Annotated in this window: 19 protein-coding genes; 8 read left to right on the top strand and 11 right to left on the bottom strand. The window is 40.2% G+C overall.

Annotated features, from left to right (window positions below):
- Nucleotides 1-4: 4 nt before the first annotated feature.
- Together LM917_RS15045 and LM917_RS15040 are read right to left on the bottom strand one after the other, a co-directional pair.
- Nucleotides 5-442 (bottom strand): hypothetical protein, encoded by a 438-nt coding sequence (locus tag LM917_RS15045; RefSeq protein WP_232698354.1) that lies wholly within the window; start codon nucleotides 440-442, stop codon nucleotides 5-7.
- Between the two features lie 356 nt (nucleotides 443-798).
- On the bottom strand, nucleotides 799-2,133 hold the full coding sequence (locus tag LM917_RS15040; RefSeq protein ID WP_232698353.1) for a PhoH family protein: 1,335 nt from the start codon (nucleotides 2,131-2,133) through the stop codon (nucleotides 799-801).
- Between the two features lie 293 nt (nucleotides 2,134-2,426).
- Here LM917_RS15040 and LM917_RS15035 point away from each other — a divergent pair, with 293 nt between their 5' ends.
- From LM917_RS15035 to LM917_RS15020, 4 genes are all read left to right on the top strand, one after another.
- Complete coding sequence (locus LM917_RS15035; RefSeq protein WP_232698352.1) at nucleotides 2,427-3,110, top strand: YhcN/YlaJ family sporulation lipoprotein; 684 nt, start codon at nucleotides 2,427-2,429, stop codon at nucleotides 3,108-3,110.
- A 216-nt stretch (nucleotides 3,111-3,326) separates the two neighbouring features.
- A complete protein-coding gene (locus LM917_RS15030) occupies nucleotides 3,327-4,370 on the top strand; it encodes an aldo/keto reductase (RefSeq protein WP_232698351.1) in 1,044 nt (347 codons plus the stop codon).
- A 304-nt stretch (nucleotides 4,371-4,674) separates the two neighbouring features.
- Nucleotides 4,675-5,937 (top strand): helix-turn-helix domain-containing protein, encoded by a 1,263-nt coding sequence (locus LM917_RS15025; protein WP_232698350.1) that lies wholly within the window; start codon nucleotides 4,675-4,677, stop codon nucleotides 5,935-5,937.
- 202 nt (nucleotides 5,938-6,139) lie between these two features.
- A complete protein-coding gene (locus tag LM917_RS15020; RefSeq protein ID WP_232698349.1) occupies nucleotides 6,140-7,408 on the top strand; it encodes a helix-turn-helix domain-containing protein in 1,269 nt (422 codons plus the stop codon).
- 164 nt (nucleotides 7,409-7,572) lie between these two features.
- Here the strand turns inward: LM917_RS15020 and LM917_RS15015 are convergent, their stop codons facing one another.
- Complete coding sequence (locus LM917_RS15015; protein ID WP_232698348.1) at nucleotides 7,573-8,034, bottom strand: pyridoxamine 5'-phosphate oxidase family protein; 462 nt, start codon at nucleotides 8,032-8,034, stop codon at nucleotides 7,573-7,575.
- 115 nt (nucleotides 8,035-8,149) lie between these two features.
- On the opposite strand from LM917_RS15015, the gene LM917_RS15010 reads away from it, so the two are divergent.
- Nucleotides 8,150-8,500, top strand: coding sequence for a DUF5665 domain-containing protein (locus LM917_RS15010; protein WP_232698347.1), 351 nt, complete (start codon nucleotides 8,150-8,152; stop codon nucleotides 8,498-8,500).
- A gap of 101 nt (nucleotides 8,501-8,601) precedes the next feature.
- Here the strand turns inward: LM917_RS15010 and LM917_RS15005 are convergent, their stop codons facing one another.
- Nucleotides 8,602-9,750 carry a hypothetical protein gene (locus LM917_RS15005; RefSeq protein ID WP_232698346.1) on the bottom strand — a complete coding sequence of 383 codons (1,149 nt, stop codon included), beginning with the start codon at nucleotides 9,748-9,750 and terminating at the stop codon, nucleotides 8,602-8,604.
- A gap of 155 nt (nucleotides 9,751-9,905) precedes the next feature.
- Here LM917_RS15005 and LM917_RS15000 point away from each other — a divergent pair, with 155 nt between their 5' ends.
- Entirely contained in the window at nucleotides 9,906-10,106 is a 201-nt protein-coding gene (locus tag LM917_RS15000; RefSeq protein WP_232698345.1) for a hypothetical protein, read from the top strand.
- A 64-nt stretch (nucleotides 10,107-10,170) separates the two neighbouring features.
- Here LM917_RS15000 and LM917_RS14995 read toward each other — a convergent pair whose 3' ends face one another.
- The 5 genes from LM917_RS14995 to typA form a co-directional block, all read right to left on the bottom strand.
- Entirely contained in the window at nucleotides 10,171-10,443 is a 273-nt protein-coding gene (locus LM917_RS14995; protein ID WP_232698344.1) for a hypothetical protein, read from the bottom strand.
- A gap of 2 nt (nucleotides 10,444-10,445) precedes the next feature.
- The gene (locus tag LM917_RS14990) at nucleotides 10,446-10,778 is read right to left on the bottom strand and encodes a YlaH-like family protein (RefSeq protein WP_232698343.1); all 333 of its coding nucleotides are present in this window, start codon (nucleotides 10,776-10,778) and stop codon (nucleotides 10,446-10,448) included.
- Nucleotides 10,779-10,806: 28 nt separating this feature from the next.
- Complete coding sequence (locus LM917_RS14985) at nucleotides 10,807-11,640, bottom strand: deoxyribonuclease IV (protein ID WP_255668334.1); 834 nt, start codon at nucleotides 11,638-11,640, stop codon at nucleotides 10,807-10,809.
- Nucleotides 11,641-11,773: 133 nt separating this feature from the next.
- A complete protein-coding gene (locus tag LM917_RS14980; protein ID WP_232698341.1) occupies nucleotides 11,774-12,211 on the bottom strand; it encodes a GNAT family N-acetyltransferase in 438 nt (145 codons plus the stop codon).
- Nucleotides 12,212-12,338: 127 nt separating this feature from the next.
- Entirely contained in the window at nucleotides 12,339-14,165 is a 1,827-nt protein-coding gene (gene typA / locus LM917_RS14975) for a translational GTPase TypA (protein ID WP_232698340.1), read from the bottom strand.
- Nucleotides 14,166-14,299: 134 nt separating this feature from the next.
- Between typA and LM917_RS14970 the strand changes: the two genes are divergently transcribed.
- Nucleotides 14,300-15,625 (top strand): hypothetical protein, encoded by a 1,326-nt coding sequence (locus tag LM917_RS14970; RefSeq protein ID WP_232698339.1) that lies wholly within the window; start codon nucleotides 14,300-14,302, stop codon nucleotides 15,623-15,625.
- 84 nt (nucleotides 15,626-15,709) lie between these two features.
- Nucleotides 15,710-16,438, top strand: a complete 729-nt coding sequence (locus tag LM917_RS14965; RefSeq protein ID WP_232698338.1) for a YhcN/YlaJ family sporulation lipoprotein — start codon at nucleotides 15,710-15,712, stop codon at nucleotides 16,436-16,438.
- A gap of 135 nt (nucleotides 16,439-16,573) precedes the next feature.
- Here the strand turns inward: LM917_RS14965 and speD are convergent, their stop codons facing one another.
- Nucleotides 16,574-16,981, bottom strand: a complete 408-nt coding sequence (speD, locus tag LM917_RS14960; RefSeq protein WP_232698337.1) for an adenosylmethionine decarboxylase — start codon at nucleotides 16,979-16,981, stop codon at nucleotides 16,574-16,576.
- Nucleotides 16,982-17,402: 421 nt separating this feature from the next.
- Nucleotides 17,403-17,999: a hypothetical protein gene (locus tag LM917_RS14955; RefSeq protein ID WP_232698336.1), complete on the bottom strand. Its 597-nt coding sequence runs from the start codon at nucleotides 17,997-17,999 to the stop codon at nucleotides 17,403-17,405.
- Between the last annotated feature and the right edge of the window lie 79 nt (nucleotides 18,000-18,078).

Here is an 18,078-nt window from a genome sequence, read left to right as displayed (position 1 = left end):
TAGCTCATTTTCCTGAGATTTTACGCTTTGGTTTGGGAGGGGCGTTATTACTTACCACTTCCTGATATCCTTGTAAAATCTTAAGCAAGGAATGAAGCATAGGCGAACCAAATACAGCAACAATTCCCCAAACCCACACTTGTGAGCTCCATGCATTCTCCACATACGCGAGTTCTTGTCCCATCAAAATTAAGGCTGGATCAAGCTTCAATTGTGCAAAAATAAATCCTGCTGCAATAGCTGAGAATAGTAAATTAAACGCTTTTTTAAGCTGTTCTTTTCTATTCGCCCTCGTTATCGCCTCATGGCTGTTATCCGCAGGTTCATAATCCCATCCCATAAATGGTACAACGCTTTTGGCGATCTCAGTCACACCAGCTGCTGCACTGGAAACAGCGGTGATATAAATGAGAAAAGAAACGGTTGACTCCAACGTTACCATGTCCATTCCCCCTTTTCTCTTTCATATCTATGCGAAAATGGGAACGAAAATGAAAAAGGCCGTCTCCTTTTCAAGAGACGACCTTTGTCGGGTTACTACTATGGGTAAGTCGCTGACTCTTCTTTACCTCATCTACCTTAAGCAAAAGCGATTTGGAAAGAAAACAGGGTTTTTCTTACCTAATGACAGCGTATCCGGTTTGCGATCATTCGCCTCCCAATCAGAATGGGCATTCCCAAGCAAGTGCTAGGGAATGTCGCCGCACTCTCTCTCGAAAGAAGATCTCAAAACAGCGTTGCCAGCAACCTCGACAAGAAATAGTATGGACCGCACTTTGGATTCTATACCCACAAACATTATAAAATATCGGCTGCCATCTGGGCGAGAACGCTCCGCTCCCCTTTTTCCAGCTTGATATGCCCTGCCAAGCGACGGTCCTTAAATTTTTCTACCACATATGTTAACCCGTTATTACTTTCATCTAGATAAGGATGATCAATTTGTTCTGGATCTCCCATAAGAACAATTTTAGATCCTTCTCCCACCCTGGTAAGAATGGTTTTAACTTCATGCTTTGTCAAGTTTTGTGCTTCATCAATGATGATAAACTGGCCAGGAATAGAACGACCTCGAATATACGTAAGTGCTTCTACCTGGATGCTCCCCATGCCTTCCAAAATTTTGTCCAGATCCCCAGGTTTTTTGGTATTAAACAGGTATTCAAGATTATCATAAATGGGTTGCATCCATGGTCGTAATTTTTCTTCTTTTTCACCAGGTAAGTACCCGATATCCTTTCCTAAAGGTACGATGGGACGGGCAACGAGCAGTTTTTTGTATTTTTGCAGATCCTCGATTTGAAGAAGGCCTGCAGCAAGTGCAAGAAGCGTCTTTCCTGTTCCTGCCTTACCTGTCATGGTCACCAGAGGTATCTCGTCACGCAACAGTAGTTCCAATGCCATTCGTTGTTGGGCATTGCGTGCCTTTACTCCCCAGATTGCATCATCATCACCCGCAAAAGGTTCGAAGTATTTTCCTTCACTGTCCATTTTACCAATGGCAGAAATAGAAGGGTTACATTCATCTTTTAAAATCAAAAATTGATGCGGATAAAACTGGTGTACAGGAAATACGGAAGAGATTAGCAGTCTCTTTTTGGCATAGAACGACTGAATAATCTCCGAGCTGACAACAAGTTTTTCATATCCTGGATAAATACTGGAATATTCCCTTACCACTCGATCCGATAAAAAATCCTCAGCGGTAAGACCTAATGCATCCGCTTTAACCCGGACCAGTGCATCTTTACTTACCAAAATAACCGGGGATCCTTGACCAGTTGTATGTTCTTCGTCTTGAAGATTAAGAGCTACCGCCAGAATTCTGTTGTCATTCGTCATCTCGTGGAACAATTTCTGCATCCTACCTGCTGTCGCATGGTTTAGTTCAACTCGCAGCGTCCCCCCATTATCAAGCCGTATTCCTTGATGAAGCTGACCATTAAGCCGCAAATTATCCAGAAGGCGGGATATCTGCCTAGCATTTCGTCCTATTTCATCCATATAACGTTTTTTGGAGTCCACTTCTTCAAGCACAACTGCTGGAATGACAATGTCGTTATTGCCGAATGAGTAAACAGCCATGGGATCTTGCAGGAGTACGTTAGTGTCAAGTACATAGATCTTTTTCAAAAACAGTTCGCCTCCTCCTTACACCTCTTCCATATTTTATGCATTTTCCTCATTCTGGTTTGTTGTTGCTTAGATTTTTCTAATTCCATATGTATGTAAAGAAAGGGACAGCTAGACTCCCTGTATAAAATGGCAAGGCATAGAGACACTAGGGAAAACGAACAGTAACAAGAGGAACACCTTTTTGGAACGGAAAGGCTTGAAACTCAATTAGCCATTTTAGAAGGACAAGCTTCTTCGAAAATGAACTGCCACTTCGAATAGAAGTTTTACTTATGAAAGGAGTACCTACTATGAACAAAATTTTTCCTGTATTAGCTTGTTGTCTCGTACTTACTGCCTGCACTAACACACCCTCAGCTCAAAAGCCAAGTCCAACACAAAATCAATCGAATGCGCAAGGAACCGTTTCAAAAAGTGCTCAGAAACAAATGGGTGCACACCCACAAGCTCCACGTACACAGAGAGTTGAACAAACCCAACCAACCCCTATTCAGTATCAAGATTCACAGGCAAAATCTCAGCACTTAGTACACCTTGCTAAAAGTGTGAAAAACGTAAAAAATGCAACCGCTGTCGTTCTGGGTGACTATGCAATCGTTGCCATCGATGTTGATGATAAACTGGATCGGCCAGAAGTAGGAGTTATTAAGTACTCTGTTGCAGAAGCATTGAAAGCGGATCCTCAAGGAGCGAGGGCAATGGTAACCGCTGATGCTGACATTCGCCAACGAGTAGTTGAAGTACAAGAGGATATGCGAAAAGGAAGAGGTTTCGCAGGAATAATGGAAGAATTAGCTGATATTACGGGACGACTCATGCCACAGCTACCTAAAGATGTTCAGGAGAGAAAGCATCCTCAAGGCGCACCAGGGCAGCAAACACAACGAACAAAATCATTGCCAGGTCAACCCACACAGCAGAGTACCCCCATGAAAGGACACTTTGATCGTTTCATGAATGGTCACTCCAAATAAGAAATAACACAATACCCATCAATTCTTTCTTCTGGAAGCAGGCTCATCCACAAAAATGGAATACCTGCTTCCTTCTATTTGTTTGATTGCCAAGTGTTGACACTATTCAGCCACATGTAATACAAAAGTGTCACTGCTTTTTCATAACTAAACATGTTAAACTTATAACTAGTTTTGAATTATTAATCATTAGAAGCGTTAAAAGGAGAGATTAAGATGAAATACAGATCCCTTCCCGGCACAGATCTGAAAGTTTCCGAAGTTGGTTTCGGTGTCTGGTCTGTCGCTACCAAATGGTGGGGCGTTACCGATGAAGAAATGGGAAAACGCTTGCTTCGCTCCGCTTATGATGATTTTGGTGTCACCTTCTTTGACACAGGTGATGTATATGGTAACGGTTTAGGTGAAACAATTTTAAAGGATGCACTTGGTGATATTCGTGACAAGGTTGTTATTGCTACCAAGTTTGGCTATGACATTTATAACTTGCCAGGAGAGCGCAAAGGACATTCAGAATTGCCGCAAAATTGGTCTAAGGAAAACATTCGCTACGCTTGCGAACAAAGCTTGAAGCGTCTTGGAACTGATTACATCGATTTATATCAATTACACAACCCACGTATGGAATCCGTCCTTAGCGATGAGGTCCATGAGGTGCTTGAACGTTTGAAAGAAGAAGGTAAAATTCGTGAGTATGGTGCAGCAATGGGTCCTGATATTGGTTGGGAAGATGAATCTCTGGCAGCTTTGAAGAGACCTGGCTACGGAGCTATCCAAATCATTAATAACATCGTTGAACAAGATCCTGCTCGTAACCTATTCTCGCTAGCAGATGAACAGAAACGTGCATTAATTGTTCGTGTTCCTCATGCTTCTGGTCTGCTAGATGGTAGCTATGATCCGAACAAACACTTTGAAAAAAGTGATCACCGCAGTCACCGTCCTACTGAATGGATGCAGGCTGGTGTAGATGTTGTTAACGAAATGAAAGAGAAAGGCTTGTTTGATGGCAAAGAAAGAACGATTGGTCAATTGGCAATCCAATTCTCCCTCTACCGTCCAAGTGTTGTTACCGTATTACCAAATTTCACATCTGAAGCTACATTAAAAGAATTTGCATTGGCATCTGAAGTAGCTCCATTAACGGATGAAGAGTTTGCTATGATTGACTCTTTATGGGTAAATGGTTACAATGAACGTCTCAAACAACATATGTCTAATACGCAAACAAAACCTACCCCTGTTCTACACCTAGGGTAATAGCTACTTATACAGCGTTACAATACAGTCTAAATACTTATATATGAAAAAAAGTTCCTCTTTAGAGGAACTTTTTTCTATTAATCTAGGTAGTTAGTAGGAATCCGCTGGGTGTGATAAGCCAGTAACATTTTCGCCAAATGAGCAATTAGCCCCACGCGTCTGCACCGAATTTCTTCACAAAAACGCACCCCCAAATAATAATTTGAATTATGGTTACAAATATATCTTATAATAGTAAGAAAAATATGTCAATTTAGTAATTTGTATGTATAATAATAAATAAAAACAGGGAATGGTGGATATGAATGTGACACATGTCGGTAAACGTTTACGTCATTTTCGAAAAAACTTGCGCATGACACAAGAAGAACTCGCCGTAGGTATTTGTAATCGAAGTTACGTAAGCCAAATTGAAAAAGGAAATGTAATTCCATCTCCTGAAATCCTAGATCAGCTGGCGAAGCGTCTACAAACCGATTTAAAAGAGCTATGGACTGAGTCAGAAGCTCAACTTGGCTTTTCTGAAGTGGAGATTCAAAATGCACTTCGACATATCGTAAATCGTCTGGAAGCAAATGATATGGAGATTTCTCGCAAATGGCTTTTTAAACTGAAGGGTCAGCAATTGCGACCACAGGATCAAACGGTTTATCTGTGGGCAAAAGCAGAGTTAGCTCAATATGACCAGCGTTTTGAAGATGTGGGGGAGCTCCTACTAAATAGTATTCAGATAGCACGAGAAGTGGATGATCCCATCTCCTTGGTCAGAAGCTTACAATCATTAGGATATTTCTACGGCATGACCAGGCAAGCCAAAAAAGCTATTCCACTTTTGAATGAAGCCTTACAAGTTGTGAATCGCTACGAAATTGGTGGATTGCTTCGCATTTCGCTACTTTACACCTCTGCCAAAATGCACGGTAATCTGGAAGAGTATTATAGTGCTATTGAACTTTTAAATCAGGCAGTATCGCTTAATGAAGCATATGGAACCATGTACAAAAGCGCCCATATCTATATGGGACTGGCTATTTGCCACCTACATCTTCAGAACTTTGAGCATGCGGAAACCTACAATCTACTAGCACTTGAAGTATTACAAATCATACCGGATGAAAAATTGATTGCTAACACGTATAACAACCTAGGTATCTTGTATCGAGTAACCAGTCGTCATGAGCAAGCTGAGGTATATTTGCTTAAGTCATTAGAAATCCTGCAAAAACTGGATCAAAAACACTGGACTAACAATGCAACGAGCGAATTAGCGCAATTATACAAAGATATGGGACAAATAATAAAAGCTCGTGACTTATGTGAGTCTATCATTACTAACAAAACAACTCCTCATTTATTGGCTGAAACAAATCTGACATATGCCGAAATATTGGCTGAATGCGATGAGCATGCACAAGCACTTTACCATTTGGAACAAGCTTTAGCTTATTTTAGTGAAGAACAATTAGACCAATATGCAGTAAAGTCTTACAAACTGTTAGTTAAACTAGGGATAAAGAGTGAACAGCCAGAAACGGTAACACGTTTAGTGGGACTATATAAATAGTTAAAATGGGGCTACGCAGCCCCATTTTTTTATCTATACCAAACATAATTAAAATGTTTCGTTAATTAAAAAACAACAAATTAAATTTTGTTACTTATTTTTTCTTTCACAACGTATATTTTATTGTTACTTTTCTCAAAGTTAGATGTATAATGTAATTATTCACGAAAAAAACAAATTTATGAACAAGGGTGTTTGCTATATGACGCAAGTAGGTAAACGACTTCGCGAGTTCCGTAAAAGATTAAAGATGACACAAGGTGACCTTGCTGAAGGTATTTGTAACCGCAGCTATGTTAGCCAAATTGAAAAAGGACAGGTAATTCCTTCTCCTGAAATATTGGAACAATTGGCAAAACGGTTGCAAACCGAAATCAAGGAACTATGGACCGAATCAGAAAATCCATCCTTCACACTAGTCGAAATTCAAAATTCTTTGCGCCATATCATCAATAGAATAGACGAACAAGAATGGGAAATTGCCCGTAAATGGTTAATTAAATTGCAAGGAGCAAGTATTCCAGTCTCAGAGGAAGGCGTTTTTCTCTGGGCAAAGGGAAAGATTGCCGAAATAGATGGCAGATCCGACCAAGCTGAAGAACACTATCGTAACAGTATTATCTTAACAAGAGAAAATGATAATCCTACAGTGTTAATTCGAGCTCTTGACTCATTAGGTCATTTTTATTGTGAAGGGAACAAACCTGAAAGCGCTGTCTCGCTGTTACATGAGGCTCTTCAATTGCTGAATCGCTATGAAATTAGTGGATTACTTCGCATTTCTGTTCTATTGCATCTTGGAAACATGCATGTATTGTTGGGAGAATTTTATTCCGCGATTGAACATTTACATCACGCTCAAGATTTGAACAAAAATTATGGCATTCTTTACAGAAGTGGTGACTTGTACTTAGCCCTGGGTAATTGCTACCAAGCAATTGCAGATTATCATAATTCAGAGCTTAACTTCAGACAGGCCGCATCTCTGTTCCAGATTGCTAACCAGCCTATTCGTTTAGCAGAAGTTAATCAAAGATTAGGCGCTCTCTTCACTGAAAACAACCAACTGGATAAAGCTGAGAACAGCTTAAAGCTTGCCCTTTCAGCCTTAGAAAGTAGTAAGGACATTTCTTTACTTAATCAGACTAGAATCGTGTTAGCAGATGTGTATCGAATGAAGGAACAAGTATCTGATGCAAAAGAATTGTGCCAGCTGGTTATCTCGACTGGAGATGAAAAAACATTAGCAGAAGCACAGTTTATATTAGCTGAAGTGATGTTGTTTCATGGAAATGAAGATGAGGCTCTTATTCACCTGGAAAATGCACGTGGATATTTTACTATTAAGAACATGCAGAAATTTCTGGTAAAAACATATCAGCTTCTGGGTCACATTCATCTTAAAAATCATCGTTTTGAGCAGGCTGCAAAAATGTATGAGCGCTCTATAACAAAGCATTTAGATGCGTAAGTTAATACCTCGATTGACGAAATGACTGATCTCTACTAGGGATCAGTCATTTGCTTTTCGATACGATGATAAAATTCCCCAAAAAGAAAAAAGACCCCATCGCAAGATCTCTTTTCCCTACTAGTAAGTATGATGTTCACTCATTTAGCTTATGCTACCGATAATTAGATATTTTCATTGCGCAGAGCAGTCATAACTTGTTGATCCAGTTTTGCTGCTGCCTTTTGATTATACGTTTTTTCGTACCTGGGCTCCACACTGATTCTAGAACCATAGAACATAATATCACGTACACTCTCGATATCAATATTAATCATAGCCAGTTTCAATGGTACATCTTCCAATTTTTCTGTTAGCAAGGAAGCCTTTCCATTTATCGAATAGGTTGAACCTGCACCAATTAGATTTACTACTACTTGTGGATTACGCTGCACATTAGAGATAATTCGCGAACGGCTATCTACAGCAAAACGAATTGTCTTCTTATCTATAGCAAGCGCCCATGAGATTGCATTAAGAGATGGACCTTTGCTCTCGTGGTCTACTGTTCCCAGTGTAACAAAGTGTTCCTGTTGCAGGATTTGATAAAGCTCTTCAGATAAAGATTCGGCTACAGTTTCTGCCATATCATCATCCTCCTTATTTTCTCGCATATATCATTAATTGTACATTGGCTCACAGGCTGAAGCAATGTTATCATCGGCAGAGATGCGCATTTCACATAGAAAGGGTGTTTTCATAATGACCCCTGAGAAAAATGATAAACTTCTACAGGAGCTAGAACATACAAAGGGAGAATTAGAAAAGGTTCTTGATGAACTAAAGGAAATCAAAGAGACGAATCGTTTGCTACAACAATTTGGTCTTTTTTTCGAAGAAATACGCTTAGCTGATATGATTCGTAATTATACGACTCCTAAACGATTGCTATGGACTAACTTCGTTGCTGGTTTGGCCAAAGGACTAGGTCTGACAATTGGAACAGCCATCGTCCTGGCCTTTTTTGGTGCTTTATTATCTAAGTTCTTATCCCTACCGATTATCGGTGATTATATTCGACAAATTATAGATTATGTTCAATCTTATCAATGAAAAAATACATATACCCTTGCACGAACTAAACAGGGTGTCTTCAACCTCATTATCAACTGAAGAACACCCTGTTATATTACGCTTTTTCTGTATATTTACTTCTAATCATCGTCGTCTTCTTCACGCTCTGATTTCTTGTTCTTCTTCCGTTCTTCCTTCTCTTTTTTCTCTCTTTCCTTCTCCTCTTTTTTACGCTCTTTTTCTGATTTGTCATCTTCTTGAGGAGCAGGAACGATAACAGGGGTAGGAGTAGTGGCTGGTTCAGGTTCAGTACCCATCAGGCTATTCCACTTGTTCTCCAAATTCCCCCAGAGGTTAACTACTTCAACTGTTTTGCTATCCACAATATTTCCATTTACAATGGCTTCAACAAAAGCTTCCTTAGGCATACCTTTTCCATCGGAAGGTAAGCGCCATTCATACGAACTGATATAACTCCATGACTTTTCCATTGGAATTTCTTTCGATACCGTACCAAACGTTACGCGCACCTTATCCACGTTATTTTTCACTTTTCCCTTAAAGACCATTTCATTATGAGACGTACTATATTGAGCAAGAGAGTATACGATTGCATTTTCAACATTAGGAGGAGCATTCTTGATACGAAGTTTAACTTCCTCTACCATTTTGTCAAAATCATAAGACTGCAATGTAATAAGCTCCCCTGCTGCAGCCGCAGGAAGACTGATACAGAATGTATGCTGGGCTGTAAATTTTTTCACTTCAACTTGGTTCCCTTTTTCAGTCTTGACTACAACCTTAGTGATTCCTTGATTTACCTTTCCAGAAATACTCGTTATTCCCTCTTTTGTCTCTTCGTTATATTCTACAAATCCTTTTTCCATTGCTCGAATGGTCAGGTAAATGTCCCTAAAGTCATCTTTTAAGATACTTGCCCATTCTGGGCCATATTCCTGGGTCACATCAGCCAAGCTTTTTTCAAAAGAGATACTCGGGTCCTTTACAACTACAAAGACTCGATCCTGATATTTATTAAGTAACATGTCCTTAAATAAAGGATTTTCTTCTTCCAACGTTCGTAAATTATACATCGCATTTTCTTTAACTTGTCCTGGTAATACTACAGGATTAGTTGGTGGCTTTTCTTCCACAACTTCAATGGGTGCAGGTTGCTTGTCATTCCCTTTATTTTTATCTTCTCCTGCATTTGCAAGCAGTGGTAATGAAGCAAATAAAAGTAATAATACTGCTGCTCCCCAGACTAATTTTGAGCCTTTCACGGTCATGAGAGAGAAATCCCCTTTCTCATTATTCTGTTTCCTAGACGTTTGAAGCTAATCGAATGTTTCAATTTTCCTTTATTTCTTTTAAACACATAACCAACATTTCTCCGGATTAGCCTTGCTTGTATAAAGCCAAACTAACAAGGGAGGTGATGAGCATGAGGAAAGGTTTTGTTACAATTGTTCTAGGTACATTTGTTATTGTCGCTGGCATTTGCATGGTAAAAGCAAGACAAAAGCGGAGTTGTTATAATAATCCATATACATGGGGAATCACTGGATTTGGCCTGACCAACAAAGTTCTTGGGACTATTGCAGCAATGAGTAGACCGTTACGTAGGATAAGTAGGCTGAGATGATAATAAATATTTCAAAACAAATCGGCTCCCCCGAGATTACCGGGGGAGCCGATTATCATTTTTCTTACTCTGCATACTTAGGTTCAGCCTGAATCGCTGTGAGTAAAAGTTCTACTGCATCCCGATCGAACTTCGTTTCTTTTGGTCCTTCTTCTGTCACATATGTAAGCACATAATGAAGTTCCTCACGTACATAGGTTAACATATTTAACTTATGGTCTTCAACCAGAATTTGTTTAAAAAATGATTCTGTATCCTGTGCTGATAAATCATCAGGTCTTTCATCCAGCACAACACGAATCTGTAGCCAGTTATACAAAGCATCTGAGCGTTTCATTCTTATCCCTCCGCTCTTCGGGATTTACTTGCTTTACTGCGGAATTTTACAACGAGCAAGACTAGGATGGCAACAAATAGTCCGCCTCTTACAGGTAATTGTGTGTCAAGAATGGAGAAAATTATAGAACCGATTAACAATAGGATGATAAGCATGGCTGTTTTTAAAATCGGCATGCGAATTCTCTCCGCAAAGCCTAGATAGTAAACGATCAATAAATAAACAAAAATAATCCAGAAACGTTGTAAATCTGCCCATTGAAAGAACAAATCATACCACGTTAACGAATTTGGATTGGCTGGTTCATAAATAGAAGCTAGCTCGATCCATTCCATGCTTTCCTCTCCTCTATCTGCTACCTAACTAGCCTTGGCGTAACTCGTGCAGATATTTTATTTCTTCGGCATATTCTTTTTCATCATCTACTGGTGTTTCCAACACAACTGGCAAATGCTGTAGATCAGGACATGTTAAGAACTTGGCAAGTGCTTCGCTCCCAATCTCGCCTTTCCCGATTTTTTCATGACGGTCTTTATGACTATCAAAAGGAGCTTTGCTATCGTTGTAGTGAATGCAGACAAGGCTATCCAGGTAGCCTGTTGATTTCATCTCTTCAATTAATTGGTCAAACGAATCCAGATTCCACTGACCAGCTGCAAATGCATGGCACGTATCAAAACAAAAACCAATTTTTTCAGGAAACTTCGTAGCATTACGGATTTCCATCAGCGACTTGATCGTAAGTCCTAATTCCGTACCTTGTCCAGCCGTATTTTCCAAAAGTAGCTTCACAGGTCCATCATACTGCTCTAGGATTAAGTCAAGCGTTTCTACCATTCGTTTTGTCCCGTACTCTTCTCCTTCTCCTACATGCTTACCGCAATGTACTACCGCTCCAATCGCACCATAAGCCTCAGCGATATGCAAATCCTCCACTATGGAACGAATCGTAACTTCTTGCAGATCCTCTTTTGGTGTTGACATATTTGTAATATAAGGAGTATGGCAAACAAGAGTAATATCATGTTTTTGAAGTAAGGATACACCATTATCGGCATCAACTTGATTAACTTTTTTAGGTTTGAGACCACGAGGATTTTTGGTAAACACCTGAAACGATTCTGCTCCAAGTAGAACCGCTTGTTGTACGGCTTTTTCCAATCCTTTGGCCACACTTATATGACATCCGATTTTCAAACTACTCACCTCATATGTGTAACATCCATAACAGTTTTACTTTAGCAATGTTTACCCGCTCCTGTCAAAAAAAAGGACAGTTAGGAAGGAATAACTCTCTTACATTAGTCACTTTCCCCCCTTTCTCGTCTCACTATAATGACAAGCTCATTGTTACCCTTCTTGTACGAAAGCCCATTCGTTCATATAGTTTAACGGCATGGTTTTCCACCTTCGCACTTAGACGAATTTCTGTATGTCCATCATTCTTCAAATGCTCAACAGCTTCCTTCATTAACAATGTAGAGATACCTTTTCCTCGGTATTCTTCTAATACATACAGCTCAAAAATAAATCCGTGCATGCTATCCGAAAACTGGTCTACACTTTTTCCAATTAGCACCCATCCCAAGATCTCGTCAGCTTCAACGGCTACCAAATAATAATTGCCTTTCGCTAATAATGGCTGTACCAGCTGCTGGACTTTTTCGTACGTGGGCATTACTTCACCCAATGTTCCATCGTAGATTGCCTGTGCGGAGAGGTTACCAATCTTTTCTAGTTCTACATTGTTTGGTTTTCTAATTTCCATCTAATCTTCAATCCCTTCAGATTTTTCAGGATGAATTACTATATAAATAATTCTGATTATTAGTTTTAAAAATAACCACTTAGGATATAGGAAATCCCAAGTGGCTTGTTGAATAAGAATAAACTACTTATTCGCTGCGTCTTTGTTTTGCATAACGCTCACGATCTGATTTGTTCAGGTATTTTTTACGTAGACGAACAGATTTAGGTGTAACCTCGCACAGTTCATCATCGTTCAAATACTCCAATGCCTCTTCCAGGGTTAGAATACGAGGAGTTTTCATTTTAACCGTTTCATCCTTGTTAGCAGAACGAACGTTGGTTGCATGCTTTTCTTTGATGATATTAACCGTCAAATCATTATCACGGTTATGTTCTCCTACGATCATACCTTCATACACTTCTGTACCAGGATGGATAAACATGAATCCACGATCTTCAACAGACATCAAACCATAGGTAGTAGAAACACCTGTGTCGTTAGAGATAAGTACACCAGCATGACGACCGCCTACGATACCAGGTACAAGAGGGCGATAACTATCAAAGGAGTGGTTCAAAATACCATAGCCACGAGTAATGGTTAAGAACTCGGTACGGTAGCCGATCAATCCACGAGAAGGTATTAAGAACTCAAGACGGACTTGCCCAAATCCATTATTAATCATGTTAACCATTTCTGCTTTACGTGTACCCAATGTTTCCATTACCGGACCTGTATATTCTTCAGGAACGTCAATGATTAGGCGTTCAGCAGGTTCCATCTTTTTACCATCGATTTCACGAATGATAACTTCTGGTTTGGATACACCCAACTCGTACCCTTCACGACGCATGTTTTCTACCAGAATGGATAGATGAAGCTCACCACGACCTGATACGATGAATGCATCTGGTGAATCTGTCTCATTTACACGTAATGAAACGTCTGTTTCAAGTTCAGCCATCAAACGATCGCGCAGTTTGCGTGATGTAACGTGTTTACCTTCCTTACCAGCAAACGGACTGTTATTAACCATAAATGTCATTTGCAGAGTAGGCTCGTCGATTTTAAGAAGCGGCAACGGATTTGGATGATCTTGATGACAAACCGTTTCCCCTACGTTAATATCCTCTAAACCAGCTACAGCAATAATGTCACCAGCTTTTGCCGTTTTTTGTTCAACACGGTTCAAGCCTTGGAAACCAAATAGCTTTTGGATACGCATTTTCTTCACAGAACCATCACGTTTCACAACTGCTATTTGATCGTTAACGTTAACAACACCATTATATACAAGGCCGATTCCAATACGACCAAGGAATTCATTATAATCAAGCATGGTTACTTGGAACTGAAGTGGTTTAGTTTCATCTGTTTCTGGGGCAGGAATGCTTTTTATAATGGTATCAAACAATGGTTTCAAGTCACCTTGAAGTTTATCCGCTTCTAGTCCGGCAATTCCTTGGATACCAGATGCATAAACAATGGGGAAGTCCAATTGCTCTTCTGTTGCATCCAGATCAATAAACAGATCATATACTTCATTGATTACTTCTTGTGGGCGTGCATTTTCCCGGTCAATTTTGTTCAGAACAACAATCGGCGTTACGTTTGCTTCCAGGGCTTTACGCAATACAAAGCGAGTCTGCGGCATGCAGCCTTCAAAAGCGTCAACGATCAATAACACACCATCTACCATGCTCATTATACGTTCAACCTCACCACCGAAGTCAGCGTGACCAGGTGTGTCAAGGATGTTAATGGTATAGTCCATGTATTTTACAGAAGTGGTTTTAGCAAGGATAGTAATCCCGCGTTCTCTTTCCAAATCATTGGAGTCCATCATACGTTCTTCCACATGTTGATTGGAGCGGAATGTACCAGATTGGATCAGCAATTTGTCAACCAAGGTTGTTTTACCATGGTCAACGTGAGCAATAATTGCGATATTACGAATATCAGGGCGTTTCATAAGTTCCTCCTCTTATTTGCATACCTTCCATAATAACAGGTAAGTGTTACATTCACAATCGTAAAAATGTAAAAAAATGACCCCTATTTCGATGGTACACGTAGGAAAAAGTGTACAGAGAGGTGAAAAATGATTTGACTAAACCTGATCAAAATCGTTCGTTCCGGATCTCAAAATGGCGTCAGATTGGTTCAACTATTATGAAGCTGGCTGATACATTCGGAGTTTTTGCTTGCCTATATACAGTCAGTCGTAGCCATTACGAAAGGGTTTGGCATAATGACGCTTCCTTATTTAAGCGGGATACAATTGAATCCATTATTATCATAACCATTTGGACACGGAATAACGAAATGGGACAAGCTTATATTTCCACTTGTGATGAGCAGAAGATCATCGACGCATTTCATCAGGCAAGAGTATCGGCAACCTCCCAGAATTTGGCCTGGACAACTTTTCAACAGCTTTTAAAACTGGAACAGAGCTTGCCTTTGTTTGAATCATCCCATACTTTATCTCAAGAACTATTTTCTCAGCTTCCAACCATCTTTCGTTACACTGAAGCCCTTCATTCTGCCTTTTTGAAACGACACTTTCTTCCATTACTCCAGACTCAATTGCGGATTACAGACGAACAGATCTATGCCTGTCGCAGTGATGGAACCGAATACGAGCTCGCTATAATCCGGCTACATTCTCGCATGACACTCCCACAAAATAGAGAAGGAGAACTTCGAACGGAAACAGGCAGCTCCATGCTTACCTTTGATCGTGCTTTGATTGACAATATGCTGAATGAGCTCGTGAAACAGATGTATCACCTACTACGAACAAGAGAACCCGTACATCTCCCATCTCCATTAACCAAGAACTATTTACCAACCGATTCGCTTATCTGGATTGATACAGAAATTCTCGCTCATCTTTTGCCACATGCTCTTAAAATACATCCCACTTTCCCCATCCCATTTACCCTTTACTTTTCTTCATGGGAAGGAGAATATGGCTTTACACCTTATCATCAATGGGCTGTACCGCTTCCATCCTTACCATGTGAAAAATCTACGCTACAGAATCGTCAATTGATATCTAACCTGCTTCAAAGCGGGTTGAACGATGTTACTATTAGGCTGGACATGCCCAGCCTGCAAACAAAGAACCCCTTTCTTACGGCTGAACAATATATATATCTCGATAAAAAACCTGCTTTCATCTTGTCAGGGGTTGAACAACTTACATTTGATAAGAAGGGAGAACGCTTTACCCTTCTGCCAAAGCACATCCATCATATTTCGATAAGTGGGAAACCATCAGAAAGAACCTTTATTACAGGTAATCTCTTAACCTTTTTACAAAGTCTTGCTGGTGGTACAGGGATTGGGCCATTATTGACAACTCACTCCACTAATTTAGGGGGACACAGTGTTTCAGCTCCTCAACTAACCTTGCTCGTTACCTAATGAAATCTGCCTTACATGGGTAGAATTCCTAAAGTATTTTGACCTCCATCTGCTCACACTAGCTAATGGAGGTGGTTAAACAATATGAAAAAAGCGCTGCTTACAGCTTCATGTTTTCTATTAGTAACTGCATTAACAACAGCTTGTGGAGGGTATGGCACAAAAAACTATCGTACTAACCAGATGACACCAAATAACTATCGTACTAACCAGATGGCACCAAATAACTATGGTACCATGACCAATCAACATCCTAACTATGGTACTCACGGTTATGGAACATATGGTGCGAATCGTATGGGAGGACCCGGACTGTATCAATCACCTTCCGGAATGGGCATGACCAGCAATATGTACGGCGGCTATACGGGCACTCACATGGGTGGTGGTACTCGTACCAATGCATTATCTACCTATAACGACCACGGTGGATACAACCGTGAGTTGGCTGACAGAGTAGAAAGAGCCTGTTCCAAAATTAATGGTGTTCAATCAGCTTCAGCTATCGTGTACCAAACAGATGCAATCGTTGGACTTCAAATGAAGAACGGGCTGAATGCGAAACAGCGCCAATCTATTGAACGTCAAGCTCATGAAACCGCTCGTACCTTGGTTCCTAATCATCAAGTAAAAGTAACATCTGACGCTGCTATGACTAGCCGCATCAAAAAAATGGACGGTACCTTCCGTCAACATGCACACTCCATGACAACGGGCCCTACCACAGTTGGTGGAAATTTAGGCAATGCGGCTAACGACTTCGGAATGCTCGTTCGAGATTTAGGAAGAACCGTAACCGCTCCTTTCCGTTAAGTCAGGTAAGCAATGCATATGAAAAGGGAAGGCATTTATTGCCTTCCCTTTTTTTACTGTATCAAAATGTACCTCATATAAATGAAAATGAGGCGGTTGCCCATACGGACATATCGCCTCATGTTTTCGTATTCGTTATAAAACAGTTGCCTGTGCTGGCAATTTCATTTCAGGTTCTACTACTTCCATTTCTCCCATGCCGCGAACAAGTTTCTTGGCATACACTTTCTCAGGTTGCAGAACAGAAACCATGTAATCGATCGCAAGCTGTGGATCTACTGTATCCCCACAAGTGTAACAATCCAAAGCAGCAAAACCTCTCTCAGGATACGTATGGATGGATAAATGGCTTTCTGACAAAAGAACCAGAACCGTCGCTCCTTGTGGTGCAAATTGTTTTGCCTGTACACTTAGCACAGTCGCACCGCAAGCCTCTGCAGCTTCCACCATTTGTTTTTTCAAGAAATCTGCATCATTCAGTAAATCAAATTGTACTCCCCATGTGTCAATGGCAACGTGTCTTCCGAAAGTCGAATATTCCATCTTTCGGTTCCCCCTTCCTAGCATGTGTAATGTTAAAACATCGCTAGGACCTGCGTCATTCACTAACGGGGGCGGTTCATGGTCCACCCTTTAAAGTGAATCCTGGTTCCTAATCTTGTTTTCTTGGTACGCCCGGTTTTATCCGGTGTAAGAAACTCGGCTGGACCGATCTTCTCAAGTGCAGTACTGACTACTTTTGTATTTAATTCTGTCAACGACATTTAAAATATCATGTCTTAGATAAAAACACAATACTTTTCGCGAATTAATTCAGCTTATCCGAAAATAAAAATTTTTCAGTTATTAAAATCGTGCGTAGAGCCTTATAAAATATGTAATCAAATAAAAAAAGGACACAATATGTGTGCCCTTCTTTATTCAATCATTTATTAGACCGTTAGGAAAACATGCACAGCCCGTTTTATGCCTCTAGAATGAATAAGCGGTGTGAAACAGCAGATAGCTTATTATCAATCGTTGTAACAGAATTTGGTTTATTCGCATTTGCCCAAATTCGTTTGTCCAGCAATCGATCAGTTTCCTCTTTCAATAGCAGAATCTCTTGTTCGCTACCTGTCTGCTTATATAGATATTGCAGCTCTTTTGCATAGTTGTTAGAGCTATCTTCAAAAATGACCGATTCCTCTTGATCATTCACTTCCTCAATTTTCGTTACTGAACCTTCGTCGTAATGATATACAATCGAATAGTTCTCGTAAATGCGATGCACGATACCATGAGCTTTGAAGGTTTTCATGGCTTTTCTCATCACATTGGCTAAAGCTATATCCTTTATTTGATATGAACTGTCGCAAATGTAACGATTCTCAAACTTCAGGAAGGCAAGATGAATCTCAGTACTACCATCAAGGATAACGATGTCACGATCTCCGCTGTCAAAAATTTGCTCCATTAGTAACAGTCTTTCCTGAGCAAAAAATTTAACAAATTGATTTAATTCTAGCTCTGTCATGGTGAAAAAGGCGGTTGCGTAGTTTGTGGCTAAACGCTGTGCCATACTTATCTCCCCAATTCTCATTTTTCCGTGATACCAATCGGCATCGTTGTAATTGCCTGTTGTTGATCGGTTGGAAAAG

The organism is Brevibacillus daliensis (genome assembly GCF_021245735.1).
GTDB lineage: Bacteria > Bacillota > Bacilli > Brevibacillales > Brevibacillaceae > Brevibacillus_B > Brevibacillus_B daliensis.
Note: the sequence above shows the minus strand (reverse complement) of the source record. Positions and strands in the feature narration are given on the sequence as shown.